Below are 26294 nucleotides of genomic sequence, written 5' to 3'. Positions count from 1 at the left end.
GGGGGTTATCGGTCTGCCGGAGGCGCCAGCACCGTGGGTGCGGTGGGCTCGGCGAGCGAGGGGTAGTCGCGGCTGAAATGCAGGCCACGGCTCTCGTGGCGGGCCTGCGCGGAACGCACGATCAGCTCGGCCACCTGCACCAGGTTGCGCAGCTCGAGCAGGTCGCGCGTGACGTGGAAGTTCGCGTAGAACTCCTGGATCTCGGCCTGCAGCAGCGCGATGCGGTGGCTCGCGCGCTCCAGGCGCTTGTTGGTGCGCACGATGCCGACGTAGTCCCACATGAAGCGGCGCAGCTCGTCCCAGTTGTGGGAGATGACCACGGCCTCGTCGGCGTCGGTGACGCGGCTGTCGTCCCAGGCGGGCAGTTCGGCGAGTTCGCGCACCGGTGCCGAGGCGATGGCGCCGGCCGCCGCGCGCGCGAACACCATGCACTCGACCAGCGAGTTGCTCGCAAGCCGGTTCGCGCCGTGCAGGCCGGTGCAGGCGGTCTCGCCGATGGCGTAGAGGCCCGGGATGTCGGTGCGCCCGCTCAGGTCGCTGAGCACGCCGCCGCAGGTGTAGTGCGCGGCCGGCACCACCGGGATGGGCTCGCGCGTGATGTCGATGCCCAGCTCCAGGCAGCGCGCCAGGATGTTGGGGAAGTGCTCCTTCAGGAACGCGGCCGGCTGGTGCGAGATGTCGAGGTACACGCAGTCCAGGCCGTGCTTCTTCATCTCGAAGTCGATGGCGCGGGCCACCACGTCGCGCGGCGCGAGTTCGGCGCGCCCGTCGTGTTCCGGCATGAAGCGGGTTCCATCGGGCAGTTTCAGCAGCCCGCCTTCGCCGCGCACCGCTTCGCTGATCAGGAAGGACTTCGCGTGCGGGTGGTACAGGCAGGTCGGGTGGAACTGGATGAACTCCATGTTCGACACCCGGCAGCCCGCGCGCCACGCGGCGGCGATGCCGTCGCCGGTGGCCGTGTCCGGATTGGTCGTGTAGAGATACACCTTGCCCGCGCCGCCGGTGGCCAGGATGGTGTGCGGCGCGCGGAAAGCCACCACCTCGTCGGTATCTCCGTCGAGCGCGTACAGGCCCAGGCAGGCGGGGTCGTCGAGCCCAAGCTTCGGGCCGGTGATGAGGTCGACCAGCGTGTGGTTCTCGAACAGCGCGATGTTCGGCGTGCGGCGCACCCGTTCGATCAGCACCTGCTGCACCGCCGCACCGGTGGCGTCGGTCACGTGCACGATGCGGCGCTGGCTGTGGCCGCCTTCGCGCGTCAGGTGCAGGCCGCCATCTTCTTCGGAAAAGGGCACGCCCAGCTCGCGCAGCCAGCCGATGGCCTCGGGCGCGTGCTCCACCACGAAGCGTGTGGCCTCGGGGTCGCACAGGCCGGCGCCGGCCACCAGCGTGTCCTCGACGTGCGCGTCGAAGCTGTCGCCCGCGGCCAGCACCGCCGCGATGCCGCCCTGCGCCCAGGCGCTGGAGCCGTCGTTCAGCGCGCGCTTGGTCAGCACGGCCACGCGGTGCGTGGGCGCCAGGTGCAGCGCCGCCGAGAGGCCGGCCAATCCGCTGCCGACGATGAGGACGTCGAAGTCGCGCACGAGGTATGAATCAGGAAGGGGAGTACGCCAGCCGCACGTAGATGGGAGCGAAGGCTTCCGCCTGCGTGATCTCGATCAGCGTCTCCTTCGCGAGCTCCAGCATCGCGATGAAGGTGACGATCAGCACCGGCACGCCGCGCGACACGTCGAAGAGCTTCTCGAACTCCACGAAGCGTTGGCCCTGCAGGTGGCGCAGCACGATGCTCATGTGCTCGCGCACGTTGAGTTCCTCGCGCGAGATCTTGTGGTGCTGCACGAGCTTGGCGCGCTTCATGATGTCGGCCCAGGCGTCGCGCAGCTCGATCACGTCCACGTCGGGAAAGCGCGGCTTCAGCGACTGCTCGATGTAGACCTGCGCCTTCCAGAAGTCGCGGCCGTACTGCGGCATGGCGCTGATGGCGGCGGCCTGCAGCTTGGTCTGCTCGTACTCGAGCAGGCGGCGCACGAGTTCGGCGCGCGGGTCTTCGGCCTCTTCGCCGTCGGCCACCTTCTTGGGCGGCAGCAGCATGCGCGACTTGATCTCGATCAGCATCGCGGCCATCAGCAAATACTCGGCCGCGAGCTCGAGGTTGCTCTGGCGGATCTCGTCGACGTAGCTCAGGTACTGCCGCGTGAGTCCCGCCATCGGGATGTCGAGGATGTTGAAGTTCTGCTTGCGGATCAGGTAGAGCAGCAGGTCGAGCGGGCCCTCGAAGGCCTCCAGGAACACCTGCAGCGCCTCGGGCGGGATGTACAGGTCCTTCGGCATCGCGAACAGCGGCTCTCCATAGAGCCTCGCGAGCGCGACCTGGTCGACCACCTCGGGCATGTCGACCACCAGCGTGCCGTTGTCCTCGTCGCTGTTCATCGTGCCGGCGCTACCGTTTCAATAGCGGCCGACGCAATGCGGACGGGGATTTGCTGCCAATTCGGCATCGGCGAATGGCTTACTTCGTCTGGGTCTGGTAGACGTAGGGCTGCTGGGGCACGCGGGCTTCGCTGTATTCCTCCAGCAGGCCGCGGTCGAGGTGCTTGTCCCACAGCAGGGCGCGGCCGGCGCGCTGCTCGGCCTCCAGCGTCGGCTTCTTTTCCTTCATCTCCTCGATGAAGTTCGTGATCTCGGAGGTGTAGTGGGGGCGGCGGAAGATGGACATAGACTGGACCTTTAATCGGCGCGAATTTTACCGGGGACGGCATGAAGCAACTTCAAGGGTGGCGGATCGGCATGGCAATCGGGTGTCTGGCGGCTGCGATCGGGCTCGCCGCATGCGACTCGAAGAACATCGGCGAGCTGGAGGAAGGCGTCTCCACCGAGGCCGACGTGCGGGCCCGCTTCGGCCAGCCCGAGAACATCTGGGACGGCGCGGGCGGCGCGCGCGTGTTCGAGTACAACCGCCAGCCCGCGGGCCAGAAGAACTACATGATCACCATCGGCACCGACGGGAAGATGAGCGCCCTGCGGCAGGTGCTCACGCCCGAGAACTTCGCCAAGGTGCAGCCCGGCATGATGATGGAAGACCTGCGCAAGATGCTGGGCAAGCCCGCCAAGGTCACGCCCTACGCGCTCAGGCGCGAGACCGAATGGGAATGGCGCTGGGTGCAGCCGCCGAACTCGGCCATGGTCTTCACCGCCACGCTCGACGACGACCAGCGCGTGGTGCGCAGCGGCTCTTCGCCCGATCGCGGCACCGAAGCCCCCTAGCTCCGGCCGGTCGCGAGCAATTGCTCGATCCAGCGCACGGGAATCGCACCAGGCACGAAGGTGCCGTCGCCGAAGACCAGCGCGGGCGTGCCCCGGATGCCCAGCCTGCGCCCGAGCGCGGCATTGCGCTGCAGCGCCGACGTGTCGCAGCCGCCGGCGGATGACGTGGGCTCGGCGCCTTTCTCGATCCAGGCTTCCCACGCTGCGGCCCTGTTCCTGCCGCCGCACCACAGATTGCGCGCCTTGGCCGACGAATCCTCGCCCAGCACCGGATAGAGAAACACGTGCACCGTGACGTTGCCGAGCGCCTTCAGGTCCTTGTCGACGCGCTTGCAATGGCCGCAATTCGGGTCGGAGAACACCGCGATCTGCCGCTTGCCGTCGCCGTGCACGACCTTGATCGCGTCCTGGAAGGGCAACTGCTCGAAGCGCATGCCGTCGAGCTTGCCGAAGCGCCCTTCGACGGAGTCGGAGCGGCGCTGGGCGAAGGCGGACGGCAGCATGCCGAGTGCGCAAGCGGTGAGGAGAAGTTCGCGGCGTAGATTCACTGGGGCTTTCAAGAGGTCAGGCGGCCTGCGCATGCAGCGCTTCGGCGGATGATTCTCGCGGCCACAGCGCGAGCCCTCCGGCCAGGCTCCAGGCCTGCGCATGGCCCAGCCGGCGCAGAGCCTTGGCGGCCTGCGCGCTGCGGTTGCCGCTGCGGCAGAAGAACACCACCGGCGTCTCTTCGGGCAGCGCCAGCCAGTCGGGCAGGGCGTTGGGCAGCCTCGACAGCGGCACGGCCTGCAGCCGGGTCGCCGCGTCCAGCACGGGCGCGTGGCCGACACGCTGCTCGTAGGGCTCGCGCACGTCGACCAGCACGAGGCCGGGGTGCGCCTGCTGCAGGGTGGACAGGGCCTCGGGGCTCAGGTCGAAGGCCGGGCCGGCGGTGCAGGTGTCGACACGGGCGCCGCAGGCCATGGTCTGGTATTCGGTGAGCGCGAGGCCGCGTTCCAGCGCCTCCTTGGCGCTCGCGAAGCCGGCCGCGTCCAGGGCGCCGGAGAGCACCTGCCTCAGCAGCGGCTGGGCCGCGCATTCGGTGTCCAGCGTGGCGGCGAAGCGGTCGTCGTAGTCGTGGCCCGGAAGCATCAGCGTGCCCGGCTGCAGCGCCTGCTGCAGCTTGAGCAGCGAGGGGCCGTAGGCCAGCGGCTCGCTCTGAGCGAAGTCGCTGCGCCCCAGCGCGCCGGGCATCAGGGTGTCGCCGACGAAGGCCAGGCGCAGGCCGCCGGCATCGTGCAGCAGGTAGGCGGTGGAGTCTGCGGTGTGGCCGGGCAGCGCCAGTCTGGTGAGCCGCTGCGCGCCGAGCCCGATCTGCTGCGCGCCCTGCGGCCATCCGAGCGCGTCCACGGGGCCGGCCTCGCGTTGCGATTCGGGCACGGCGGCGAGCAGCTCGGGGCCGGAGGAGGCGTGGTCGCCATGGCTGTGCGTGTCGAGCACGGCGGCCAGCGTGTACCCGTGGCAGCCCAGCCATTGCGTGAGCTGGCCGGTCAGCTCGGGCAGCGGGTCGATGACCACGCAGCGGCGGCTGGCGGCATCGGCCAGCAGGTAGCAGCAGGCGCCATCGACCACGAAGCGGGTCAGCCGCTCGGGCGGCAGCGCGTGGCTCTGCGGCGTGGTGCTCAGGCAGCTGTCGCGCAACGATTCGCCGCATGCGCGGATGCGGGCGCATGCCTCGTCGATGAAGGCATCGTCGGCGGCCGGGCCGAAGGACAGCCGTACCGCCGATGCGGTGCGCCACGCGGGCAGCCCCATCGCCTCCAGCACGTAGCTCGGCCGGGCCTTCGATGCGCCGCAGGCGGAGCCGCCGCTGACGCGCATGTCGGCGGCGTCGAACAGGTCCAGCAGCAGCTTCGAGCTCAGGCCGGGCACCGAGAAGTTCAGCGTGGTCGGCAGGGACAGCTCGGGCGGCGCGTTGAACACCAGGCCGGGGAAGGCATCGCGCAGCGCGGCGGCGAGGCGATCGCGGCAGGCGGCGAGCGTGCCGTGGTCCTGGAAGGTCCCGCCTTCCTCCAGCGCCTCCAGCACGGCGCCCAGCGCCGCGATGCCCGACATGTTCTCGGTGCCGGAGCGAAGCGAGTCTTCCTGGCCGCCGCCGGCCATCAGCGGTGTGAAGGGCGCGCCCTGGCGCACGTACAGCATGCCGATGCCCTTGGGCGCATAGAGCTTGTGGCCGGAGAAGGGCGCGTAGTCGATGGGCCGCTCGCCCAGCCACAGCGGCAGCTTGCCCAGGGCCTGCACACTGTCGACCATCCACAGCGCCGGGCTGCTTGCGAGCGCGGCGGCAATGCCGTCGAGATCGCTCACCACGCCGGTCTCGTTGTTGGCCGCCATCGTGCAAACCATGCCGGCGCGCGGCGCATGGGCGCGCAGCCAGCCGAGATCGTGGCGGCCGTCGCGGCCCACGGGAATGGCGAGCACCTCCAGGTTCAGGCCCAGCAGCGCGTTCCAGTGCCTGAGCGCCTCTGGCACGGCCTTGTGCTCGGTCGCGCCGTAGAGCAGCAGATCGGCGGCGGTGTCACCGGCCTGGCGCCGGGCACGCAGCGCGCTCAGAGCCGAGAGCACGGCGGTCTGGATGCCTTCGGTCGCGCCGCTGAGGAACAGCAGCTGCCCCGATGGCGCGCCGATCACCCGGCGGGCGCGGGCGCGCACGGCGTCCATCAGCGCCCGGGCCTTCAGGCCGGTGGTGTGGATGCTGCTGGGGTTCCCGAAATCGCCGGCCATGGCGGCGAGTGCCGCGGCGCGGGCCTGGGCAATAACGGGGGTGGTGGCGTTGGCGTCCAGATAGATTTCCATGGACAGGATTCTGCAAAGACGCACCGGGAAAAGGCTTGCGTTCCAGGCTCCATTTCTTCAGTATTTGAGAATCCTGTTCTCAAAAATATGAAGAAGATAAAAATTGATTCCATGGATCGCAAGATCCTCGAATTGCTGCAGCAAAACGCCGAATGGCAGGTCGCCGAGCTGGCCGCGCAGGTCGGCCTGTCGCAAACGCCCTGCTGGCGGCGCATCCAGCGCCTGAAGGAGGCCGGCGTCATCACCCGCAGCGTGACGCTGGTCGATCCGCAGAAGGTGAACGTGGGCGTCACCGTGTTCGTCGCGGTGCGCACCCGCACGCACTCGCAGACCTGGTTCGAGCACTTCAAGGCGGTGGTCGACGTGATTCCGGAGGTCGTCGAGTTCTACCGGATGAGCGGCGACATCGACTACCTGCTGCGGGTGGTCGTGCCCGACATCGCGGCCTACGACAAGGTCTACAAGCGCCTGACCGCCGACACCGACCTGTCGGACGTGAGCTCCAGCTTCGCGATGGAGGAAATCAAGTTCACCACCGCGCTGCCGCTTTCCTACGTCGAATGAAAACAGCGGCGAGGCCGCCATGCGAACTTTCAGTCAACTTATCCGGAGCGAGGCTTACAGATACATTTTTGACATTCATTGACATTTGGTTGCTGACATTACCGGGGCCATCCGATGCACATCCTGCTTGTCGCGAGCGCGTTCAACAGCCTGACGCAACGGGTTCTCGCCGAACTCCAGGACCAGGGCCACACCGTCGGCGTGGCGCTGGCCCTCGGCAATGACGACGCACTGCGCGAGGCGGTGCGGGTGCATGCGCCGCAGCTCGTCGTGGCGCCGATGCTGACCACGGCGATCCCGCAAGACATCTGGACCGCCCACACCTGCCTGATCGTGCACCCCGGCCCGCCCGGCGACCGGGGCCCCTCGTCACTCGACTGGACGCTGCAGGGCGGCGCTGAAAGCTGGGGCGTCACCGTGCTCGAGGCCGTGGCCGAGATGGACGGGGGCGACGTCTGGGCCTGGTCGCCGCTGAAGCTGCCGCCGCTGGCCGGCAAGAGCGACCTGTACCGCGGCGAGGTGGCCGACGCGGCGCTCGACGCCGTGCTGCTCGCCGTCGAGCGCCTTGCTTCGGGCAGGCACAAGCCGCAGAAGCAGGAAGCCGCCGCGCTGGCCGCCGGCTGGCGGCCCTTCATGAAACAGGAAGAGCGGCGCATCGACTGGACCTCCGACCCGACCGAAGCGGTGCTGCGCAAGCTGCGCGCGGCCGATTCGCAGCCCGGCGTGCTCGACGAACTGCTGGGCGCGCGTTGGTACCTGCACGGCGGCCATCCCGAGGACGAGCTGCGCGGCAGCCGCCCAGGCGAGCTGATCGCCACCCGCGCCGGCGCCATCTGTCGCGCCACCGTCGACGGCGCGGTGTGGATCCAGCAGCTGCGTCCCTGGCGCGAACCCGGCTCGCGCCTGCCCAGCTACAAGCTGCCGGCCGTCGAGGCGCTGGGCGACCTGCTGTCCTCCGAAGTGCCCGAGGTGCCGGCGCCGCTGCAGTTGCCGGCGGGCCGTCGTACCTTCTCAGACATTCGCTACAGCGAGCAGGGCGCGGTCGGCGTTCTGAATTTCAGCTTTCCGGGCGGCGCGATGAGCACCGCGCAATGCCGCCGGCTGCTGGAGGCCTACCGCTTCGCCTGCACCCGGCCGACCTCCGTGCTGGTGCTGGGCGGCGTGCGCGACTTCTTTTCGAACGGTATCCACCTCAACGTGATCGAGGCTGCAGAGGACCCGGCCGAGGAGTCTTGGGCCAACATCCACGCGATGAACGACCTCGTCGAGGCGGTGCTGACCACCACCGACCGGCTCACCGTGTCGGCGCTCGGCGGCAACGCGGCGGCCGGTGGCGTGATGCTCGCGCTGGCGGCCGACGAGGTCTGGTGCCGCGACGGCGCCGTGCTCAACCCGCACTACAGGCTGATGGGCCTGCACGGCTCGGAATACTGGACCTACATCCTCCCGCGCCGCGTGGGTGAGAGCGAGGCGCTGCGGCTCACGCAGTCGGCCCTGCCGGTGAGCGCGAAGCGCGCGGTCGAACTCGGCATGGCGCAGCGCGTGCTGCAGGCCGCGCCCGAGGAGCTGGGCGCCGAAGTGGCCCGGCTGGCTGCGGAACTGGCCGCTTCGCAGGAGCTGGCCGATCGCATCGCGCGGAAGAAAGCGATGCGCGAGCAGGACGAGTCGATCAAGCCGCTGCAGCGCTACCGCGACGAGGAGTTGACCCACATGCGCCGCAACTTCTTCGACGCGCGAGAGCCGCATGCGGGTCTCAGGTCGGCATTCGTGCGCAAGGAAAAGGCGTTGCACACGCCGCCGCACGTGGCGCGGCTGGGCCTGGCGGACTGAGCCTGCCGGGCCTGTTCACTGGCTGTCGGGAATCACCGCATCGGCTGCCGCGCCCACGGCCTTGCCCGTGATGCGCGCCGTGCCGATGGCCGCGTCGGCGGCCAGCCCGACAGCGCCGGCGCCCACGCTCACCGCCGTGCTGGCCACCGTCACCACCGCGCAGCCGCCCAGCAGGGACGAAAGCGATGCAAGCAGAAGGGCTCGGCGCAGCAGTGCTGTCATGGCGGTTCCTTTTCCTGAATGAAGCCGGTCAGCGAACCCGCATGCCCGGCGTCGCGCCCGTCCAGGGTTCGAGCACGTGGATGCCGGGGTGGGCCTTTTCGTCGCCATGGCTGGCGGCCAGCACCATGCCCTCGCTCACGCCGAACTTCATCTTGCGCGGCGCGAGGTTGGCGACCAGCACGGTGAGCTTGCCCACCAGCTGCTCGGGCTGGTAGGACGAGGCGATGCCGCTGAACACGTTGCGAAGAATTGGACTCCCCTGCGGGTCGGTGCCCTCGCCGGCGTCCAGCGTCAGGCGCAGCAGCTTGGTCGAGCCTTCGACCTTCTCGCAGGCCACGATCTTCGCGATGCGCAGGTCGATCTTCGCGAAGTCGTCGATGGCGATGGTGGGCGCGATGGCTTCGCCGCCCGGCAGCTCCGTCGCCTCGGCTGCGGCCGGAGTTGCCGAGGCGGCCGGTTCGGGCGCGTCGAAGAGCTTGTCGACCAGCTTGGCGTCGGCGCGCTGCATCAGGTGCTTGTACTCGCCGATGGCGTGGCCCGCGGGCAGCGGCTGCGCGGCGTCGGCCCAGGTCAGCGGCGAGATCTTCAGGAAGGCCTCGACGTTCAGCGCCAGCGCCGGCAGCACCGGCTTCAGGTACAGCGTGAGCAGGCGGAAGGCCTCGATGCACACGGTGCACACGTCGTGCAGGCGCGCCTCGGCGCCTTCCTTCTTGGCCAGCTCCCAGGGCTTGTTCTGGTCGACGTACTCGTTGACCTTGTCGGCCAGCGCCATCACCTCGCGCAGCGCCCGGGCGTAGTCGCGGCCGTCGTAGAGCGAATGCAGCTGCGCCGCCGCGTCGCGCAGCGTGAACAGCAGCGCGTCGCCGTCGGCCGACACTTCGCCCAGCTTGCCGCCGAAGCGCTTGCCGATGAAGCCGGCTGCGCGGCTGGCGATGTTGATGTACTTGCCCACGAGGTCGCTGTTGACGCGCGCGACGAAGTCCTCGGGGTTGAAGTCGATGTCCTCGTTGCGGCCGTTGAGCTTGGCGGCGATGTAGTAGCGCAGCCATTCGGGGTCCAGGCCGATGGCCAGGTACTTCATCGGGTCGATGCCGGTGCCGCGGCTCTTGCTCATCTTCTCGCCGCTCACCGTGAGGTGGCCGTGCACGTACACCGCGTCGGGCGCCTTGCGGCCGCTGAAGTGCAGCATCGCGGGCCAGAAGAGCGTATGGAAGGTGATGATGTCCTTGCCGATGAAGTGCACCTGCTCCAGCTCGGGGTCGGCCATGTACTCGGTGTACGAGATGCCGTCGCCGCCCAGCTCGATGCAGCGCTTGTCCAGCAGGTTCTTCAGCGAGGCCAGGTAGCCCACGGGGGCGTCGAGCCACACGTAGAAGTACTTGCCGGGAGCGTCGGGAATCTCGATGCCGAAGTAGGGCGCGTCGCGGCTGATGTCCCAGTCGCCGAGGCCGCCCTTGCCCTCGTCGTCCTTGTAGAGCCACTCGCGGATCTTGTTCTGCACCTCGGGCTGCACGTGGCCGGCGGCGGCGGTCCATTCCTTCAGGTAGGCCTCGCAGCGCGGGTCCGACAGCTTGAAGAAGAAATGCTCGGAGCTGCGCAACTCCGGCTTGGCGCCCGAGAGGGCCGAGTAGGGGTTGATCAGCTCGGTGGGCGCGTACACCGCGCCGCACACCTCGCAGTTGTCGCCGTACTGGTCCTTCGAATGGCAGTTGGGGCACTCGCCCTTGATGAAGCGGTCGGCCAGGAACATGCCCTTTTCGGGGTCGTAGAACTGCTCGACGCTTTTGGTACTGATCAGGCCGTTGGCGCGCAGGTCGCGGTAGATGTCCTGCGCGAGCTGGTGGTTCTCGGGCGCGTCGGTCGAGTGCCAGTTGTCGAAGGAGATGTAGTAGCCGTCGAGGTACGGCTTGCGGCCCGCGGCGATCTCGGCCACGAAGGCCTGCGGCGTCACGCCGGCCTTGTCGGCCGCGATGGTGATGGCCGCGCCATGGGCGTCGTCGGCGCACACGAAGTTGACGTCGGCGCCGTTCATTCGCTGGTTCCGCACCCAGATGTCGGCCTGGATGTACTCCATCATGTGGCCGATGTGGAACTTGCCGTTGGCGTATGGCAGGGCGGTGGTGACGAAGAGCTTGCGCGGGGCGGACATCGGGGAGGGCGCTTTCGGGAGTGGCTGACGGGGGAACCGGGCATTTTAGGTTGCATGGCTGTCGGGGGCGTCCGATGGCGCCATCGACCCCACGCCGCACGCCATCGACTTCACCGCCTGTATCGCCGCTCTCTTGACAGGTTCCGCGAGCTCGCCCCTGGCGCCTTGGCAGTTGCCTTCCAGCGAAGGAGCGCCGAGCGTCGGGCCGGACGCTTCGTGGCCGTGGGCGCCTGCCGGCGAGGCTGCAACGGCGAAGGGCCTCAAAGGTGGCCTCAACGTGGGGGCACTCGACGAGCCGCTGTCGCGCGGGCGACGTATGCTCCAGCCCCCGACCCAGAAAGCGCAGACAGAAAGCGAGACGAAGCCGATGACCACCACCTCCATTCCCGCAACCCTCATCCCCGGCGACGGCATCGGCCCCGAGATCGTCGACGCCACGCTGGCCGCGCTCGACGCGCTGAAGGCGCCCTTCGCTTGGGACACGCAGATCGCCGGCCTGGGCGGCGTCAAGGCTTCGGGCGACCCGCTGCCGCAGGCCACGCTCGACAGCATCCGCAAGACCCGGCTGGCCCTGAAGGGGCCGCTGGAGACGCCCTCGGGCGGCGGCTACCGCTCGTCGAACGTGCGGCTGCGCGAGGAATTCCAGCTGTACGCCAACCTGCGCCCCGCGCGCACCATCATTCCCGGCGGCCGCTTCGACAAGATCGACCTGACGGTGGTGCGCGAGAACCTCGAGGGCCTCTACATCGGCCACGAGCACTACGTGCCCATCGACGGCGACCCGCATGCCGTGGCCATGGCCACCGGCATCAACACCCGCCAGGGCAGCCGCCGCCTGCTCGAATACGCCTTCGAGACCGCCATCGCCACCGGCCGCAAAAAGGTCACGCTCGTGCACAAGGCCAACATCATGAAGGCGCTCACGGGCATCTTCCTGGAGACCGGCCTTGACCTCTACGAGAAGAAGTACAAGGGCAAGTTCGAGCTCGACACGGTCATCATCGACGCCTGCGCGATGAAGCTGGTGCTCAACCCCTGGCAGTTCGACATGCTGGTCACGACCAACCTGTTCGGCGACATCCTCTCCGACCTCGTGGCTGGCCTGGTCGGCGGCCTGGGCATGGCGCCGGGCGCCAACATCGGCACCGACGCGGCCATCTTCGAGGCCGTGCACGGCTCCGCCCCCGACATCGCCGGCAAGGGCATCGCCAACCCGACCGCCTTGCTGCTCGCCGCAGCGCTGATGCTCGACCACGTGAAGCTGCCGGAACTGGCCGCGCGCCTGCGCACCGCCATCGACGAGACGCTGAACATCGACAAGGTGCGCACCGGCGACCTGGGCGGCACGGCCGGCACCGAGGCGTTCACGAAGGCGCTGGTCAGCCGCATCAACGGCGCTTGAGCCCCGCTGCGGCCGCGTTTTCTTTTCCGAGCCCCCATGTCATCGACAACCCTTCCAGTCCTCTCCCTGGTCGAAACCCGCGTGCTCGGCGTGCTCGCCGAAAAGCAGCGCACCGTGCCCGACAGCTACCCGCTCACGCTCAACTCGCTGGTGTCGGGCTGCAACCAGAAGAACAGCCGCAACCCGGTGCTCGAACTCACCGAGTCGCAGGTGCAGGCCGCCGTCGACAGCCTCCGGGGCTACAGCCTCGTGGCCGAGACCAGCGGCGGGCGGGCCTTCCGCTACGAGCACAACGTCGACCGCGTGCTGCGCATCCCGTCGCAGTCGGTGATCCTGCTGACCGTGCTGATGCTGCGCGGCCCGCAGACGGCGGGCGAGCTGCGCATCGCCTGCGACCGCATGCACAACTTCGCGGACATCTCGTCGGTGGAGGGCTTCCTCGACGAACTCGCCGAGCGCCCGGCCGGCGCGCTGGTGGTGAAGCTGCCGCGCCTGCCCGGCGCGCGCGAGAGCCGCTGGGCGCATCTGCTGAGCGGCCCGCCGCCCGAGGAAAGCATGCGGCCCGCCGGTGTGTCTTCCGATTCGGGGCAGGCGTCGCACGACGTGTCGCTGGGCGAAGTCGCGGCACTCAAGGCCAACGTGGCGCGGCTGGAAGCCGAGGTGGCGTCGCTGAAGGCGCTGCTGGGGCGGGTGTGTTCGGAGCTGGGGATTTCGGAGGCGGGGTGACGGGCCCCTAAGCGCCTCATGAGCGCCCTCTGATCGCGCCATTTCACACGGGCTTCACGCAGCCCGCACACCCGGTGTCTAACTTCGGCCTCCATTGCGAATACACCTGGAGCCCTGCATGGACAACGGACACACCGTCGCGTGGCGCGACCACATGCCCTTCGACGACATCACGCGCCGCGCGCTCGCGTGGCTCGCGGCACTGGCCGGCATCGCGAGCCTGTATGCCTTCTTCTGGTGGGCCGCCTCGGCCACCGGTTTCTTTCTTTTCGACGGCTATCGCCACACCTGGCGGAGCCTGGGCACGGCGATCGTGTTCCGCGACATGGACACGGTCTACTACCTGCTGAGCTGGGTCTTTTCCGTCTTCGGCGGCTTCTATGGCTGGATCGCGCTCGTCGGCTTTGCCGCGACGCATCGACGTGGGTGGGATGCGGTGGCGCCGTGGATCAAAACCGGCTGCGCCGTCGGCGTGGCCGCCGGACTGGCCTTCGAGCCGGGACGACTGCTGGCGCTGCTGCCCATCGTCTGCGCGGTGACCCTGCTGCTGCGCTCGATGCTGATGCCGTCCGCCGACGCGCGCCGCGTGGAATTCAGCTCCCGGACACCGGCACGTCCAGGCTGAGCTTCACCGGGTCCATCGTGACCAGCGTCCGGAAGCGCTTGACGTTGTTGCTCTGGAAGAAAAGCTGCCGCGTGAGCGCCGTGTACTGCACCATGTCGCGCACCACGAAGACCAGGATGAAGTCCCACTCTCCGGTGACGTAGTAGCACTGCTGCACCTGCGGGCAGTCTTTGAAGCTCTTCTTCATCGCGTCCAGCCGCTCGATCTGCTCGCTTTCGGCTTCGACCTCGGCCACGATGGTCAGCGGATGGCCCAGCGCGGCGGGCGACAGCACCGCGCCGTAGCGCTGGATGACCCCCTCGTCGCGCATGCGCTTGAGCCTTCGGTTCACCGCCGCCGTCGACAGGTGCACGCGCTCGCCCAGTTCGCTCTGGGGCATGTGGCTGTCGGCCTGGATCAGCTCCAGCAGGCGAAGGTCGAGGGCGTCTAGCGGGGTCATGGGTGCCTGGTCGGATGCTGGGTGCGCGCAAAAACGTTGCGTCGGAAGCCTCGATTTTGCGTACCTGTCTCGCACCATTGTCAATAGCATCCCGCCATGAACCTCCACGACGCACCCCTGCGCGACACGCTCACCGGCTGGCGCCGCGCGCTGCACGCGATTCCCGAGACCGGCTTCGAGGAGGCGAAGACATCCGCCTTCGTCATCCGCGTGCTGAAGGCGCTGGGCCTGGAGGTGCACACCGGCATCGGCGGCACCGGCCTCGTGGCCAACCTGAAGGTGGGCAGCGGCAAGGGCACGATCGGCCTGCGCGCCGAGATGGACGCGCTCAACATCGCCGAGCTGCCCGCCGACCGCGCCTACGCCTCCACCACGCCCGGCAAGATGCACGCCTGCGGCCACGACGGCCACATGTCGATCATCCTCGGCGCGGCGCAGCTGCTGAGCGAGCGGCGCGACTTCGACGGTACCGTGCGCTTCATCTTCCAGCCAGCCGAGGAGCACGGCCGCGGCGCGAAGGCCATGATGGAAGACGGTCTGTTCCAGCGCTTCCCGGTCGACGAGATCTACGGCCTGCACAACATGCCCGGCATGCGCGCCGGCACCTTCGCCACGCGCGCGGGCGGCCTGATGGCCAGCGAAGACAACTTCGTGATCCACGTGAAGGGCCGGGGCACGCACGCCGCGCGGCCGCACATGGGCATCGACCCCATCGTGATCGGTGCGCAGATCGTGCTGGCGCTTCAGACCATCGTCTCGCGCACGCTCGACCCGGGCGCGCAGGCGGTGGTCTCGTGCACCGAGTTCATCACCGACGGCATCCGCAACGCGATTCCGTCGAACGTCGTCATCAAGGGCGACACGCGCAGCTACGACCCCGAGGTGCAGCGCATGCTGGCCGCGCGCATGCGCGAGATCAGCGAGGGCATCTGCCGCATGCATGGTGCCGGCTGCGAGTTCAGCTACACGCACGAGTTCGCACCCACGGTGAACTGGGCCGAGTGCGTGCCCACGGCGGTGGCTGCTGCAACGGCCGTGGTGGGCGCGGAGAACGTGAACGCCGACGTGGCGCCGATGATGATCTCGGAAGACTTCGGCGCCTTCCTGCAGGCCGTGCCGGGCGCCTTCGTGTTCCTCGGCAACGGCGCCGAGGGCGAACCCGGCGGCACGCCGCTGCACAACGGCAGCTACGACTTCAACGACGAGGTGCTCGCGACGGGCGCCCGCTATTTCGCGGAGATCGTCCGCATGCGCCTGCCTGCACGTCCGGGCACCACCAACTGATCTACCGAACGAACGACATGCTTTTCAGGAACCCCCAGGCGCGGCGCCGCGCATACGACGAATCGCTGCGCGAGGTGATGAGCATCGCGCGCGGCAAGGAGAGCCGGCAGTGGCTGTCGACATGGAGGCGGCTGCAGCCCGCGCCGACGCCGGCATGGTCGCTGCCGGGGCTCGCGCGGCAGCTCGGCATCGGCGCGTTGACGGTGAAGGACGAGTCGGCGCGCTCGGCGCTCGGCAGCTTCAAGGTGCTCGGTGCGCCCGTGGCCCTGCTGAGGCTGGTGCTGCGCCGCTGGCCCGACGCCGGCTGGGCGCCCGCCGATCTTCTCGCCGGCACGCATGCCGATGCGCTGCGCGACTTCGTGGTCGTCAGCGCCACAGATGGCAACCATGGCCGCGCGCTGGCTGCAGCCGCGCAGAGCATCGGCTGCCGCTGTGTGATCGTGCTGCACGCGCAGGTCAGCGAGGAGCGCGAGGCGCCCGTCGCGGCGCTGGGGGCGGAGATCGTGCGCATCGCGGGCAACTACGACGAGTCGGTCGAGGAGGCCGCGCGGCTGGCCCGCGTCAACGGCTGGGAGGTGGTTTCCGACACCTCCTACGAAGGCTACGAGGAAGTGCCGCGCGACGTGATGCAGGGCTACGGCATCCTGGCTGACGAAGTGCTGGAGAACAGCGCCGCGGATGCGCCATGCCCCTTCACCCACGTCATCTTGCAGGGCGGCGTGGGCGGGCTGGCCGCGGGCGTCGTCAGCCATTTCTGGGAGCGCTACGGGGCGGCCCGCCCCAGCTTCATCGTGGTCGAGCCCGAGCAGGCTGATTGCCTGCTGCAGAGCGCGCGCAACGGGCACGCGAGCCGGGCGACGGGTTCGGTCGATTCGGTGATGGCCGGGTTGGCGTGCGGAGAGACTTCGCCGCTCGCATGGCGCTTTCTTCAGCCCGCCGTTGACGTCTTCATGACGGTGACCGACGCGCAGGCCGAGCAGTCGATGCGCACGCTCGCGAGCGGCGATGCTGGCGATGTGCCCGTGCTCAGCGGCGAATCGGGGGCTGCCGGCCTCGCCGCATTGCAAGCGCTGGCGGCCGACCCCGCCGCGCGCGATGCCGCAGGGCTGGACCCCGATGCGCGCGTGCTGCTCATCAGCACCGAGGGCGCGACGGCGCCCGGCGTCTACCGGGGCATAACCGGCCGCTGCGGCGAGGAGGTCGTCGCCGCGCAGGCGCAGTGGCTGCGGCGCGAGGGCATTGCGGAAGACGCGCTCATGGCGCGCATCGAGGCGCATGCCGCCATCGGCGCGATCGACGGCGGCGGTGTCTGCCGCATCGCGCTGACCGACGCCGACCGCCAGGGCCGCGACCAGCTGGTGCGCTGGATGAAGGAGCTGGACCTGGAGGTGCGCATCGACCGCGTCGGCAACATCTTCGGCATTCGCGCGGGCATCACCGATGCTGCGCCGGTGATGACGGGCTCGCACATCGACACCGTCGCCACCGGCGGCCGCTACGACGGCAACTACGGCGTGATGGCCGGGCTGGAGGTGGTGCGCTGGCTCGACGCGCGAGGGCGGCGCACGCTGCGGCCCATCGTGGTGGCGGCCTTCACCAACGAGGAGGGCGTGCGCTTCATGCCCGACATGATGGGCTCGCTGGTGCACGCGGGCGGCCTCTCGCCCGACGCCGCCCTCGACACGCTCGGCACCGACGGCGCGCGGCTGGGCGACGAGCTCGCGCGCATCGGCTACGCGGGCGACATGGCATGCGGCGCCATCGTGCCGCATGCCTTCGTCGAGTTGCACATCGAGCAGGGGCCGGTGCTCGAAGCCGAGGGCCTGGCCATCGGCGCGGTGCAGGACCTGCAGGGCATCTCGTGGCAGGAGATTTCCATCGTCGGCCAGTCGAACCACGCCGGCACCACGCCCATGAGGCTGCGCCACGACGCGGGCTACTGCGCGGCGGCCATCGCGGTCTTCGTGCGCGACCTGGCGCGCCGCTACGGCGGCAGCCAGGTCGGCACGGTGGGCGTGCTCGATCTGCATCCGAACCTCATCAACGTCATCGCCGCGCGCGCGACGCTGACGGTCGACCTGCGCAACACCGACGAGGCGATGCTGCGGCGCGCCGAAGCCGAACTGGAAGCCCATCTGCGCGAGCTGGAGAAGGAGGAGGGCGTCACCATAGAGGCGCGCCGGCTGGCCCGCTTCGAGCCCGTGGTGTTCGATGCGGGGCTGGTCCGCCGCATCGAGGCCTCGGCCCGCGCGCGTGGCCTGCCGAGCCGCCGCATGACCTCGGGCGCCGGGCACGACGCGCAGATGATGGCCCGCATCTGCCCCGCCGCCATGATCTTCGTGCCCAGCGAGCGCGGCATCAGCCACAACCCGAGGGAGCACACGGCACCGGCCGAGCTGGCCAACGGCGCGAGCGTGCTGCTGGATGTGATGCTGGCGCTGGCGGACGAGCCGCCAACCGCCTGAAACAGCCTGAACGGCGGGAGCCTCAGGCCGCCGCCGGCGTCCAGCCAAAAAAGCGCAGCACCTCGTCGCGCTGCTTCATCGTGTCGGCGCGCCCCAGCGCCATCAGCTCGCGCGTGTAGGCCGACTCGAAGAGCAGGTAACTGGCCAGTGCGCCACCCTTCACGTCGGCCGCGACCTTCGAGCCGCCCAGCAGGTGCCGCACCGCGCCGGGCAGGGCATCGACGTGGCGCGCCGCGATCACGTCCAGGCGCTCCGAGGGCGAGATCACCAGCAGGTCGAGCGGGCGCAGCGTGCTCGCCGCGCGCGCCTCTTCCGGGATCAGTCCCAGCGTGTGGTTGATGCGGCGCAGGCGCTCGATGTCCACTGCCAGCGCGTCGAGGAAGATGCTGGACAGCGCGTGGCCCGCGATCTGCGCCATGGTCGGATAGCCGCTGTGGGTGTTGGGCGCGGTGGCGTCGCGCGGCTCGTGCATGCGGCCCGCGCCTATCACCACGATGCGCTGCGCGCCAAGGTGGATGGCCGCTGCGATGGGGGCCGACTGCCGCATCGAGCCGTCGCCGAAGTACTCGGTGTGGCCCTGCATCGGCAATGCCGTGGCCGGGAACACGAAGGGAATGGCCGACGAGGCCAGCAGGTGCTCGTGCGTGATGCTGTCGCGCACCGACAGGCGCTGCGAGCGTACCCACGGCTCCATCGGCACGGCCGCCTCGAAGAAGGTGACGTGCTCGCCCGAGCTGTAGCTCGACGCGGTCACAGCCAGCGCCTGCAGGTGGCCGTCCTTCATCAGCTGCGGCAGGCGGTCGAGCGGCACCATGCGCCGCAGCAGCTGCGACAGCGGCGTGTTGTCCAGCAGCGACTTCGGCTTGATGCGCATCCAGTTGGCCGCGAAGCGCCCGAAGCCCAGCAGCATGCGCCAGCGCGTGCCGCTGCCGATCACCGAGAGCGAATCGGCGCGGTACACCTGCTCGGCGCGGAACTTGCCCCAGACGTCGGCGATATGGCCCACCACATAGTCGAAGTCGTCGCAGCCGCAGGCCAGCGCCGCCGCGTTGATGGCGCCGGCCGAGGTGCCGGTGATGACCTGGAAGGGGTTGGCCGCGCCGGTGATTGCCGTGCCGGTCGCCCGGCGGATCTCGGCGATGGCTTCGAGCACGCCGACCTGGTAGGCGGCCCGCGCGCCGCCCCCGGTGAGCAGAAGGCCGGTGACGGGGCTTGTGTCGGGCATTTTTGTTCGTTGTCGGGCTATTGGAAGGGCTCGGGGTGCCGGCTTGGCGAGCGCCTTAGACTACCGGCCATTCAGGAGTTTGATCAATGGCACTCACCCCAGAAGGGCTCATGGAGGCGCTCAAGGCCGTCCAGGACCCTAACACCGGCAAGCCTTTCGCGGCGACCCGCTCGCTCAAGAACCTCCAGGTCTCGGAGGGCGACGTCTCGTTCGACCTCGAACTCGGCTACCCGGCCAGGAGCCAGCACGCGGCCATCCGCAGGGAACTGGTGGCGGCCGCCAAGGCGCTGCCGGGCGTGGAGAACGTGTCGGTGAACATCGTCACCAAGGTCATCAGCCACGCGGTGCAGCGCGGCGTGCAACTGATGCCGAACGTCAGGAACATCATCGCGGTGGCCTCCGGCAAGGGCGGCGTGGGCAAGAGCACCACCGCCGCCAACCTGGCGCTGGCGCTGGCCTCCGAAGGCGCCACGGTCGGCCTGCTCGACGCCGACATCTACGGCCCCAGCCAGCCCATGATGATGGGCATCGAAGGCCGCCCCGACAGCGCCGACGGCAAGACCATGGAGCCGATGGAGCGCCACGGCGTGCAGGTCATGTCCATCGGTTTCCTGGTCGACCAGGACCAGGCCATGATCTGGCGCGGCCCCATGGCCACCCAGGCGCTGGAGCAACTGCTGCGCCAGACCAACTGGAAAGACCTCGACTACCTCGTTGTCGACATGCCCCCGGGCACCGGCGACATCCAGCTCACGCTGAGCCAGCGCGTGCCGATGACGGGCGCGGTGATCGTCACCACGCCGCAGGACATCGCGCTGCTCGACGCGAAGAAGGGCATCAAGATGTTCGAGAAGGTCGGCGTGCCGATCCTGGGCATCGTCGAGAACATGGCGGTGCACGTGTGCTCGAACTGCGGCCATGCCGAGCACATCTTCGGCGCCGACGGCGGAAAGAAGATGGCGGCCGAGTACCAGATGGAGTACCTGGGCGCGCTGCCGCTGGACATCAATATCCGCCTGCAGGCCGACAGCGGCGCGCCCACCGTGGTGTCCCAGCCCGACAGCGAAGCCGCCGGCATCTACAAGGCGGTCGCCCGCCGCGTGGCCGTGGGCATCGCAGAGAAGGCGAAGGACTTTTCCGCGAAGTTCCCGACGATTTCGATCAGCAAGAACACCTGAAGAACGGCCTCTTTCGATGAACCTGCTCGCCTCGATGCGCTACCTGGTGGCGCTGAACGAGCACAAGCACTTCGGCCGCGCCGCCCAGGCCTGCCACATCACGCAGCCGGCGTTGTCGAATGCGCTGCGCGCGCTGGAGACCGAGTTCGGCGTCGTCATCGTCAAGCGGGCCCGCGTGTACGTGGGCCTCACGCACGAGGGCGAGCGCGTGCTGGCCACGGCCCAGCGCATGCTGCGCGACAACGAGGTGCTGCTGCAGGAACTGCGCAGCGACGTGGACAACCCGCACGGGCGCCTGCGCATGGCGGCCGTGCCTACGGCGATTCCGATGCTCTCGCGCTTCGCGGCCATGCTGCAGGAGCGGCACCCGGGCATCGTGCCGGCGGTGCTCTCGATGAGTTCGCAGGACCTGGAGACGGGACTGGAGAGCCTCTCCATCGACCTCGCGCTGGGCTACACCGAGCGCATGCACCTGCCGGGCATCAAGCTCAGCGCCTGGCCGCAGAGCGTGGAGCACTACTTCCTGCTGCGCCGTGCGAATAAGCCATCGTCTGACGAACTGCGCATCGGCGAGCCCATCGCCTGGGCCGAGGCGGGCAAGCTGCCGCTGTGCCTGCTGACCTCCGACATGCACAACCGCGCCATCGTCGACCAGGCGCTGCGCGAAGCGGGCGCGCCGGTGAATCCGGCCATCGAGACCAATTCGGTGCTGGCGCTCGCGCTCGCGGTGAGCGCGGGCAAGGTCTGCAGCGTGCTGCCCGGCGGCATGGTGGATGCCGTGCGCACCCACCGAGAGCTGGAAGCACTGCCGCTGGTGGGGCCGGACGTGCGCACGCCCATCGGCTTCATGACGCAGGACGGCGTGCGCGCTTCCCGCGCCCTCGAGGCCGCGCTGGCATTCATGCAGGCGCCCGAATGGCAGGCGCATCTGCAGGAGCATGACGGGTCGCTGGGCGATTGATCGGCGGCCTCTCTTTGCCGCTCTCATTTAGTTATTGAATCAGGCCATGCCCTGATCGAATTTGACGGCGCTTAAACCGTTCGCAGACACTCCGCGCCCCGGATTAGCAAAAACTTACACATCCGGCGAACAAGGAGAAATATGGCAGGTTCATCTGCAGGCGTTCTCGAAGGAGAGCGCATCGTTGGAGCAGGGGCGCAACCGCAGCCCGGCTTCCTGGAAAAGGAACGCATCATCGCGGGCCCCGGCTTCAACCGCTGGCTCGTTCCACCGGCCGCACTGGCCATCCACCTGTGCATCGGCATGGCCTACGGCTTCTCGGTGTTCTGGCTGCCGCTGTCGAAGGCGCTGGGCACCGCCGGCACCGGCGCGCAGTCCTGCGCCAAGGACATGAGCTTCTTCGCCGAGCTCTTCGCCACCAACTGCGACTGGCGCGTGGCCACCCTCGGCTGGATGTACACGCTGTTCTTCGTCTTCCTCGGCTGCTCGGCGGCCCTGTGGGGCGGCTGGCTCGAACGCGCGGGCCCGCGCAAGGCCGGCGTGGTGTCGGCGCTGTGCTGGTGCGGCGGCATGCTGCTGTCGGCACTGGGCATCCACCTGCACCAGTTCTGGCTGATGATCCTCGGCTCCGGCGTGATCGGCGGCATCGGCCTCGGGCTGGGCTACATCTCGCCGGTGAGCACGCTGATCAAGTGGTTTCCCGACCGCCGCGGCATGGCCACCGGCATGGCCATCATGGGCTTCGGCGGCGGCGCGATGATCGGCTCGCCGCTGGCGGTCGACCTGATGAAGCGCTTCTCCACCGCCACCGACGTGGGCGTGATGCAGACCTTCGTGGTTATGGCGCTGGGCTACTTCGTCTTCATGATGGCCGGCGCGCTGGGGTACCGCGTGCCGCCCTCGGGCTGGAAGCCCGAAGGCTGGACGCCGCCTCCGGCGCAGGTCAGCAACACCATGATCACGCAGCGCCACGTGCACGTGCGCAAGGTCTGGGGCATTCCGCAGTTCTGGCTCGTGTGGCTGGTGCTGTGCATGAACGTGAGCGCGGGCATCGGCGTGATCGGCATGGCCTCGCCCATGCTGCAGGAAGTGTTCGGCGGCGCGCTGATCGACCTGCCTGCGAAGTACGGCGAGCTCGACAAGACGCAGCTCGCGGCCATCGCCGTGGTGGCGGGCGGCTTCACCGCGCTGCTCTCGCTCTTCAACATCGGCGGGCGCTTCGTGTGGGCGAGCATGTCGGACAAGCTGGGCCGCAAGCTCACCTACACGGTGTTCTTCCTGCTCGGCGGCATCCTGTACGCGAGCATTCCCTCTTCGGCGGGCGCGGGCAGCAAGCTGCTCTTCGTGGGCGCGTGCTGCGTGATCGTGTCGATGTACGGCGGCGGCTTCGCCACCGTGCCGGCCTACCTGGCCGACCTGTTCGGCACGCAGTTCGTGGGCGCCATCCATGGCCGCCTGCTGACCGCATGGGCAACGGCCGGCATCCTCGGCCCGGTGGTGGTGAACTACATGCGCGAATACCAGCTGGGCCTGGGCCTGCCGCGCGAGCAGGTCTACAACCAGACCATGTACATCCTCGTTGGCATGCTGGTGATCGGCTTCATCGCCAACCTGCTGGTGCGCCCCGTGGCCGACAGGCACTTCATGAGCGACGAGGAACTCGCCGTCGAGAAGAAGCTGGCGCACGAGAAGGCGTCTGCCGCCGAGGTGGGGGCCGGCTCGGGCCGCGCCGACACGGTGAGCCCGGCGGTCGTCGCGCTGGCCTGGCTGGCGGTGGGCATTCCGCTGGCCTGGGGCGTCTACAAGACGCTGGTGAGCGCCGCCAAGTTCTTCCACTGAAGACGGTCGGCAGCGGCAGTCGGCACCCCGGCTGCCGGCCGTTGCAGGCCGACAATGGCGCCCAGCATTGGTTTACGCTTGGCGCCCACATGAAATCCAAAGTCCAGTTCCGTCTGCGCGTCTACCGGGACGACGCCATCGCCATCGGTCCCGGCAAGATCGCGGTGCTCGAAGCCGTGGCCGAGACCGGCTCGATCTCGGCGGCGGCCCGGCTGCTGGGCATGTCTTACCGGCGGGCCTGGATGCTGATCGACGAGATGAACCAGTCGCTGGCCTCTCCGGCCGTGAACACGGCGGCAGGCGGCTCGCGCGGCGGCGGCACGGCGCTCACCCCGGTGGGCGAGGAGATCGTCAAGCACTACCGGGCCATCGAAAATGCTGCGCGCCTTGCCGCCGCGGCCGACATCCGTGCGCTCACGCGGCTCCTGGCGCAGTAAGTCCGCAAGCGGCCATCGAGCTGCCGGACGCGCGGTTCATTGCTGCTTGATCGCTCCCTGAATGCCTCTTCCGGCCGGCGGTACGGCCCACGCCGCCTCGCGGCGCAGCACCTCGCCGATGTCGCCCGCGTCGGTGGCGCCCACGAAGAACGATTGGCTTGCGCCGTCCGCGCCGACGATGGACAGCACGAAGCCAGCGGCATCCATGGTGCGTTCGATGCGCCATTCCTGTACCCGTGTCACGCGATGGCGAAGCTCCGGCCGGCCCGAGATCGAACGGACGACGGCGTCGTGGGCGGATGCGCGCATGGCGGGTGTCTCCTACGCTATATCCGTCAGTATATGGAGGATGACCGATTTGCGCACTCCTGAAAGAAAACCGGGCTGAACGTGTAACAATTGCGCCGTATTTTCATGAACACGACGAACTCGCTCATCGCCTCGACCGACTGGTTCCCCCTGGTGCTGTCGCTCAAGGTCGCCGCCGTGGCGACCGTGCTGGCGCTGATCGTCGGCGTGGCGCTGGGCTGGGTGTTCGCGCGCAAGAAATTCTTCGGCAGCAACGTGCTCGAAGCCGTCTTCATGCTGCCGCTGGTGCTGCCCCCCACGGTGATCGGCTACGCCATCCTCGTGGCCGCGGGGCGCCGCAGCCCGCTGGGCGGCTGGCTGCGCGAGCACCTGGACTACACCATCATCTTCAGCTGGCACGGCGCGGTGGTGGCCTCGGCCGTGGTGGCGCTGCCGCTGGTGCTCAAGTCGGCCAGCGCGGCGTTCGCGGGCGTGGACCGCTCGCTCGAAGCAGCCGCCAGCACGCTGCGGCAGTCGCCGTTCTCGGTGTTCCTGCGTGTCACGCTGCCGCTGGCCTGGCCGGGCATCCTGGCCGGCACGCTGCTGGCTTTCGCGCGCGCCATGGGCGAATTCGGCGCCTCGCTGATGGTGGCCGGCTCCATTTCGAAGCAGACCCAGACGCTGTCGATGGCCATCTACGACGCGGTGCAGGCCGGGCACGACGACCTCGCGCTGCTGCTGGTCATCGTGACCTCGCTGCTGTCCATCACCGTGCTGGTGCTGTCGAACCGCTTCTTCTCGCTGAAATGAGCATACCCCCAGGCTTCGCGCACTTCGTGTCGCTTCGCCAACCCCCTTGCAGGGGGCAACACCTGCGGCCCGGCAAAGCCGGTTCCGCGGTGTTCCCCGAAGGGGAAGGGTCTCTTTTTAGTCTTCGGCTCTCTATCACTTCCTGGAGATCATCATGCGTCCGTTGCGTCTTTTGTCCCTCGTCGTTGCCTTGGGCTTGCCGCTGGCTGCCGCCGCGCAGCAGATCACCGTGTCCGCCGCCGCGAGCCTGACCGACGCGTTCAAGGAGATCGGACCCAAGTTCGAAGCCGCCAAGGCCGGCGCCTCGGTGCGCTTCAACTTCGCCGCCTCGGGCGTGCTGCTGCAGCAGATCGGCCAGGGTGCGCCGGTGGACGTGTTCGCCAGCGCCGACCAGGAAACCATGAACCGCGGCGTCGAGCAGAAGGCCATCGATGCCGCCACGCGCAAGGACTTCGTCACCAACAGCCTGGTGCTCATCGAGCCCGCCAAGGAAGGCGTGGGCCTGAAGTCGCTGCAGGACCTGAGCGGGACCAATGTCAAGAAGATCGCCGTCGGCAAGGTCGCGACCGTGCCGGTCGGCCGCTACACCAGGCAGGTGCTCGACAACGCCAACCTCTGGACCGCGCTGGAGCCCAAGTTCGTGCAGGCCGACAGCGTGCGCCAGGTGCTCGACTACGTGAGCCGCGGCGAGGCCGAGGCCGGCTTCGTCTATCGCACCGACGCGGCCATCGCCGGCGACAAGGTGAAGATCGCCTTCACGCCCACCGGCCACACGCCCGTGACCTACCCGATCGCCGTGGTCGCCGAAAGCAGGCAGAAGGCGCTGGCCGGCGACTTCATCGCCTTCCTCTCGACGCCCGCCGCCCAGGAAGTGCTCGCGCGCTACGGATTCGGCAAGCCATGATCGATGTCGATCTGAGGCTCACGGTGGCCGACGGCCGCCGGCGCTTCGATCTCGCGGTGCGTTTCGCGACGGACGTGCCCTTTGCCGCGCTCTACGGCCCGTCGGGCGCGGGCAAGTCGCTCACCCTGCAGGCCATCGCCGGCCTGCTGCATCCCAGCTCGGGCCACGTGCGGCTCGACGGCCGCACGCTGTACGACTCGGCCCAGGGCATCGACGTGCCCGCGCCGGCGCGGCGCATCGGCTATCTCTTCCAGGACTACGCGCTCTTCCCGCATCTCAGCGTGCGCGAGAACGTCTCCTTCGGCTTGACCGCATGGCATCGCCGCAGGCCCGCCGCGAAGGACGCCGAGCGCGTCCACGCGCTGCTAGAAAGCTTCGGCCTCGCAGCACTCGTCGACAGCCGCCCCCAGACCCTCTCAGGCGGCCAGCGGCAGCGCGTGGCCCTTGCGCGGGCGCTGGCCTGCGAGCCGCAGGTGCTGCTGCTCGACGAGCCCTTCGCCGCCCTCAACCCCATGCTGCGCGCCGAACTGCGCGAGGAACTCGCCGAGGTGCGCAGGCAGTGGGGCATTCCGGTGCTGATGATCACGCACGACATCGAGGACGTGCTCGCCCTGGCCGACGTGGCCTTCGTCTACAGCGAAGGCCGGGTGGTCCGCGAGATCGACCTGCACAACGCCGAGAGCCGCGATGTCGCGCTGCACGAGGCGGCCGGTGCTCGCCTCGCGGAAGACACGCCGCTGCGGCGCAAGCTGAGGGGGCTGCTGATGAGGGACACCCGGGGAGTCTGAGGCGGCTGGCTTCATTTCCTTTTTGAATCGCCGCATGTCCCGATTCAATTTGACGCTCCAGCGGC

25 protein-coding genes and 1 pseudogene are annotated in these 26294 nt (G+C 68.9%); 16 read left to right on the top strand and 10 right to left on the bottom strand.

What is annotated here, in order from left to right; all coding sequences use genetic code 11:
- Window positions 1-5: 5 nt before the first annotated feature.
- The 3 genes from nadB to ABL838_RS24735 form a co-directional block, all read right to left on the bottom strand.
- A complete protein-coding gene (gene nadB / locus ABL838_RS24745; protein ID WP_418122367.1) occupies window positions 6-1580 on the bottom strand; it encodes an L-aspartate oxidase in 1575 nt (524 codons plus the stop codon).
- A 10-nt stretch (window positions 1581-1590) separates the two neighbouring features.
- Window positions 1591-2427 (bottom strand): segregation and condensation protein A, encoded by an 837-nt coding sequence (locus ABL838_RS24740; protein WP_019656612.1) that lies wholly within the window; start codon window positions 2425-2427, stop codon window positions 1591-1593.
- 79 nt (window positions 2428-2506) lie between these two features.
- Complete coding sequence (locus ABL838_RS24735; protein ID WP_126024735.1) at window positions 2507-2713, bottom strand: DUF3460 family protein; 207 nt, start codon at window positions 2711-2713, stop codon at window positions 2507-2509.
- A 71-nt stretch (window positions 2714-2784) separates the two neighbouring features.
- Here ABL838_RS24735 and ABL838_RS24730 point away from each other — a divergent pair, with 71 nt between their 5' ends.
- Window positions 2785-3261 (top strand): outer membrane protein assembly factor BamE, encoded by a 477-nt coding sequence (locus ABL838_RS24730; RefSeq protein ID WP_184642530.1) that lies wholly within the window; start codon window positions 2785-2787, stop codon window positions 3259-3261.
- Here the strand turns inward: ABL838_RS24730 and ABL838_RS24725 are convergent.
- Both ABL838_RS24725 and ABL838_RS24720 read right to left on the bottom strand, forming a co-directional pair.
- Window positions 3258-3764 (bottom strand): DsbC family protein, encoded by a 507-nt coding sequence (locus tag ABL838_RS24725; protein ID WP_184642529.1) that lies wholly within the window; start codon window positions 3762-3764, stop codon window positions 3258-3260. The genes ABL838_RS24730 and ABL838_RS24725 overlap by 4 nt on opposite strands.
- A gap of 61 nt (window positions 3765-3825) precedes the next feature.
- Window positions 3826-6093: an aminotransferase class V-fold PLP-dependent enzyme gene (locus ABL838_RS24720; RefSeq protein ID WP_418122365.1), complete on the bottom strand. Its 2268-nt coding sequence runs from the start codon at window positions 6091-6093 to the stop codon at window positions 3826-3828.
- A gap of 102 nt (window positions 6094-6195) precedes the next feature.
- Between ABL838_RS24720 and ABL838_RS24715 the strand changes: the two genes are divergently transcribed.
- Together ABL838_RS24715 and ABL838_RS24710 are read left to right on the top strand one after the other, a co-directional pair.
- On the top strand, window positions 6196-6657 hold the full coding sequence (locus ABL838_RS24715) for an Lrp/AsnC family transcriptional regulator (RefSeq protein WP_418125907.1): 462 nt from the start codon (window positions 6196-6198) through the stop codon (window positions 6655-6657).
- A 114-nt stretch (window positions 6658-6771) separates the two neighbouring features.
- The gene (locus tag ABL838_RS24710; RefSeq protein WP_418122363.1) at window positions 6772-8487 is read left to right on the top strand and encodes an enoyl-CoA hydratase-related protein; all 1716 of its coding nucleotides are present in this window, start codon (window positions 6772-6774) and stop codon (window positions 8485-8487) included.
- Window positions 8488-8502: 15 nt separating this feature from the next.
- Here ABL838_RS24710 and ABL838_RS24705 read toward each other — a convergent pair whose 3' ends face one another.
- Together ABL838_RS24705 and metG are read right to left on the bottom strand one after the other, a co-directional pair.
- Window positions 8503-8709, bottom strand: coding sequence for a hypothetical protein (locus ABL838_RS24705; RefSeq protein ID WP_184642525.1), 207 nt, complete (start codon window positions 8707-8709; stop codon window positions 8503-8505).
- Window positions 8710-8737: 28 nt separating this feature from the next.
- Entirely contained in the window at window positions 8738-10858 is a 2121-nt protein-coding gene (gene metG / locus ABL838_RS24700; RefSeq protein WP_418122362.1) for a methionine--tRNA ligase, read from the bottom strand.
- 367 nt (window positions 10859-11225) lie between these two features.
- Between metG and ABL838_RS24695 the strand changes: the two genes are divergently transcribed.
- The 3 genes from ABL838_RS24695 to ABL838_RS24685 all read left to right on the top strand — a co-directional run bounded on the left by ABL838_RS24695 (window position 11226) and on the right by ABL838_RS24685 (window position 13611).
- Window positions 11226-12260: an isocitrate/isopropylmalate dehydrogenase family protein gene (locus ABL838_RS24695; RefSeq protein ID WP_369661027.1), complete on the top strand. Its 1035-nt coding sequence runs from the start codon at window positions 11226-11228 to the stop codon at window positions 12258-12260.
- A 36-nt stretch (window positions 12261-12296) separates the two neighbouring features.
- Window positions 12297-12986 carry a YceH family protein gene (locus tag ABL838_RS24690; protein ID WP_418122361.1) on the top strand — a complete coding sequence of 230 codons (690 nt, stop codon included), beginning with the start codon at window positions 12297-12299 and terminating at the stop codon, window positions 12984-12986.
- Window positions 12987-13104: 118 nt separating this feature from the next.
- On the top strand, window positions 13105-13611 hold the full coding sequence (locus ABL838_RS24685) for a hypothetical protein (protein WP_418122360.1): 507 nt from the start codon (window positions 13105-13107) through the stop codon (window positions 13609-13611).
- Here ABL838_RS24685 and ABL838_RS24680 read toward each other — a convergent pair.
- Complete coding sequence (locus ABL838_RS24680; RefSeq protein WP_418122359.1) at window positions 13580-14050, bottom strand: Lrp/AsnC family transcriptional regulator; 471 nt, start codon at window positions 14048-14050, stop codon at window positions 13580-13582. The genes ABL838_RS24685 and ABL838_RS24680 overlap by 32 nt on opposite strands.
- A gap of 96 nt (window positions 14051-14146) precedes the next feature.
- On the opposite strand from ABL838_RS24680, the gene ABL838_RS24675 reads away from it, so the two are divergent.
- The 3 genes and pseudogenes from ABL838_RS24675 to ABL838_RS24665 all read left to right on the top strand — a co-directional run bounded on the left by ABL838_RS24675 (window position 14147) and on the right by ABL838_RS24665 (window position 17799).
- Entirely contained in the window at window positions 14147-15334 is a 1188-nt protein-coding gene (locus tag ABL838_RS24675; protein WP_418122357.1) for a M20 aminoacylase family protein, read from the top strand.
- A 17-nt stretch (window positions 15335-15351) separates the two neighbouring features.
- Window positions 15352-16551 (top strand): annotated as a pseudogene (locus ABL838_RS24670) (diaminopropionate ammonia-lyase); the annotation flags it as partial.
- Window positions 16552-16590: 39 nt separating this feature from the next.
- Entirely contained in the window at window positions 16591-17799 is a 1209-nt protein-coding gene (locus ABL838_RS24665) for a M20 family metallo-hydrolase (RefSeq protein ID WP_418125905.1), read from the top strand.
- 22 nt (window positions 17800-17821) lie between these two features.
- Here the strand turns inward: ABL838_RS24665 and ABL838_RS24660 are convergent, their stop codons facing one another.
- Window positions 17822-19024 (bottom strand): patatin-like phospholipase family protein, encoded by a 1203-nt coding sequence (locus ABL838_RS24660; RefSeq protein ID WP_418122356.1) that lies wholly within the window; start codon window positions 19022-19024, stop codon window positions 17822-17824.
- 86 nt (window positions 19025-19110) lie between these two features.
- Here ABL838_RS24660 and apbC point away from each other — a divergent pair, with 86 nt between their 5' ends.
- The 4 genes from apbC (at window position 19111) to ABL838_RS24640 (ending at window position 23439) form a co-directional block, all read left to right on the top strand.
- Window positions 19111-20202 carry an iron-sulfur cluster carrier protein ApbC gene (gene apbC, locus ABL838_RS24655; protein WP_184642514.1) on the top strand — a complete coding sequence of 364 codons (1092 nt, stop codon included), beginning with the start codon at window positions 19111-19113 and terminating at the stop codon, window positions 20200-20202.
- A 16-nt stretch (window positions 20203-20218) separates the two neighbouring features.
- Entirely contained in the window at window positions 20219-21163 is a 945-nt protein-coding gene (locus tag ABL838_RS24650; protein ID WP_126024750.1) for a LysR family transcriptional regulator, read from the top strand.
- Window positions 21164-21304: 141 nt separating this feature from the next.
- The gene (locus ABL838_RS24645; RefSeq protein ID WP_418122355.1) at window positions 21305-23002 is read left to right on the top strand and encodes an OFA family MFS transporter; all 1698 of its coding nucleotides are present in this window, start codon (window positions 21305-21307) and stop codon (window positions 23000-23002) included.
- A gap of 89 nt (window positions 23003-23091) precedes the next feature.
- Entirely contained in the window at window positions 23092-23439 is a 348-nt protein-coding gene (locus tag ABL838_RS24640; protein ID WP_126024752.1) for a winged helix-turn-helix domain-containing protein, read from the top strand.
- 36 nt (window positions 23440-23475) lie between these two features.
- Here ABL838_RS24640 and ABL838_RS24635 read toward each other — a convergent pair whose 3' ends face one another.
- Complete coding sequence (locus ABL838_RS24635) at window positions 23476-23748, bottom strand: hypothetical protein (RefSeq protein ID WP_418122353.1); 273 nt, start codon at window positions 23746-23748, stop codon at window positions 23476-23478.
- A 105-nt stretch (window positions 23749-23853) separates the two neighbouring features.
- On the opposite strand from ABL838_RS24635, the gene modB reads away from it, so the two are divergent.
- The 3 genes from modB to ABL838_RS24620 all read left to right on the top strand — a co-directional run bounded on the left by modB (window position 23854) and on the right by ABL838_RS24620 (window position 26229).
- Complete coding sequence (modB, locus tag ABL838_RS24630; protein WP_418122351.1) at window positions 23854-24537, top strand: molybdate ABC transporter permease subunit; 684 nt, start codon at window positions 23854-23856, stop codon at window positions 24535-24537.
- A gap of 154 nt (window positions 24538-24691) precedes the next feature.
- On the top strand, window positions 24692-25441 hold the full coding sequence (modA, locus tag ABL838_RS24625; RefSeq protein ID WP_418122349.1) for a molybdate ABC transporter substrate-binding protein: 750 nt from the start codon (window positions 24692-24694) through the stop codon (window positions 25439-25441).
- Window positions 25438-26229: an ABC transporter ATP-binding protein gene (locus ABL838_RS24620; protein WP_418122348.1), complete on the top strand. Its 792-nt coding sequence runs from the start codon at window positions 25438-25440 to the stop codon at window positions 26227-26229. Before modA ends, ABL838_RS24620 begins: the two co-directional genes overlap by 4 nt.
- The last annotated feature ends 65 nt before the right edge of the window (window positions 26230-26294 follow it).

The organism is Variovorax sp. 160MFSha2.1 (assembly GCF_048305075.1).
GTDB lineage: Bacteria > Pseudomonadota > Gammaproteobacteria > Burkholderiales > Burkholderiaceae_C > Variovorax > Variovorax guangxiensis.
The sequence above is the reverse complement of the archived record's forward strand: the minus strand, read 5'-3'. Positions and strand labels throughout refer to the sequence as shown.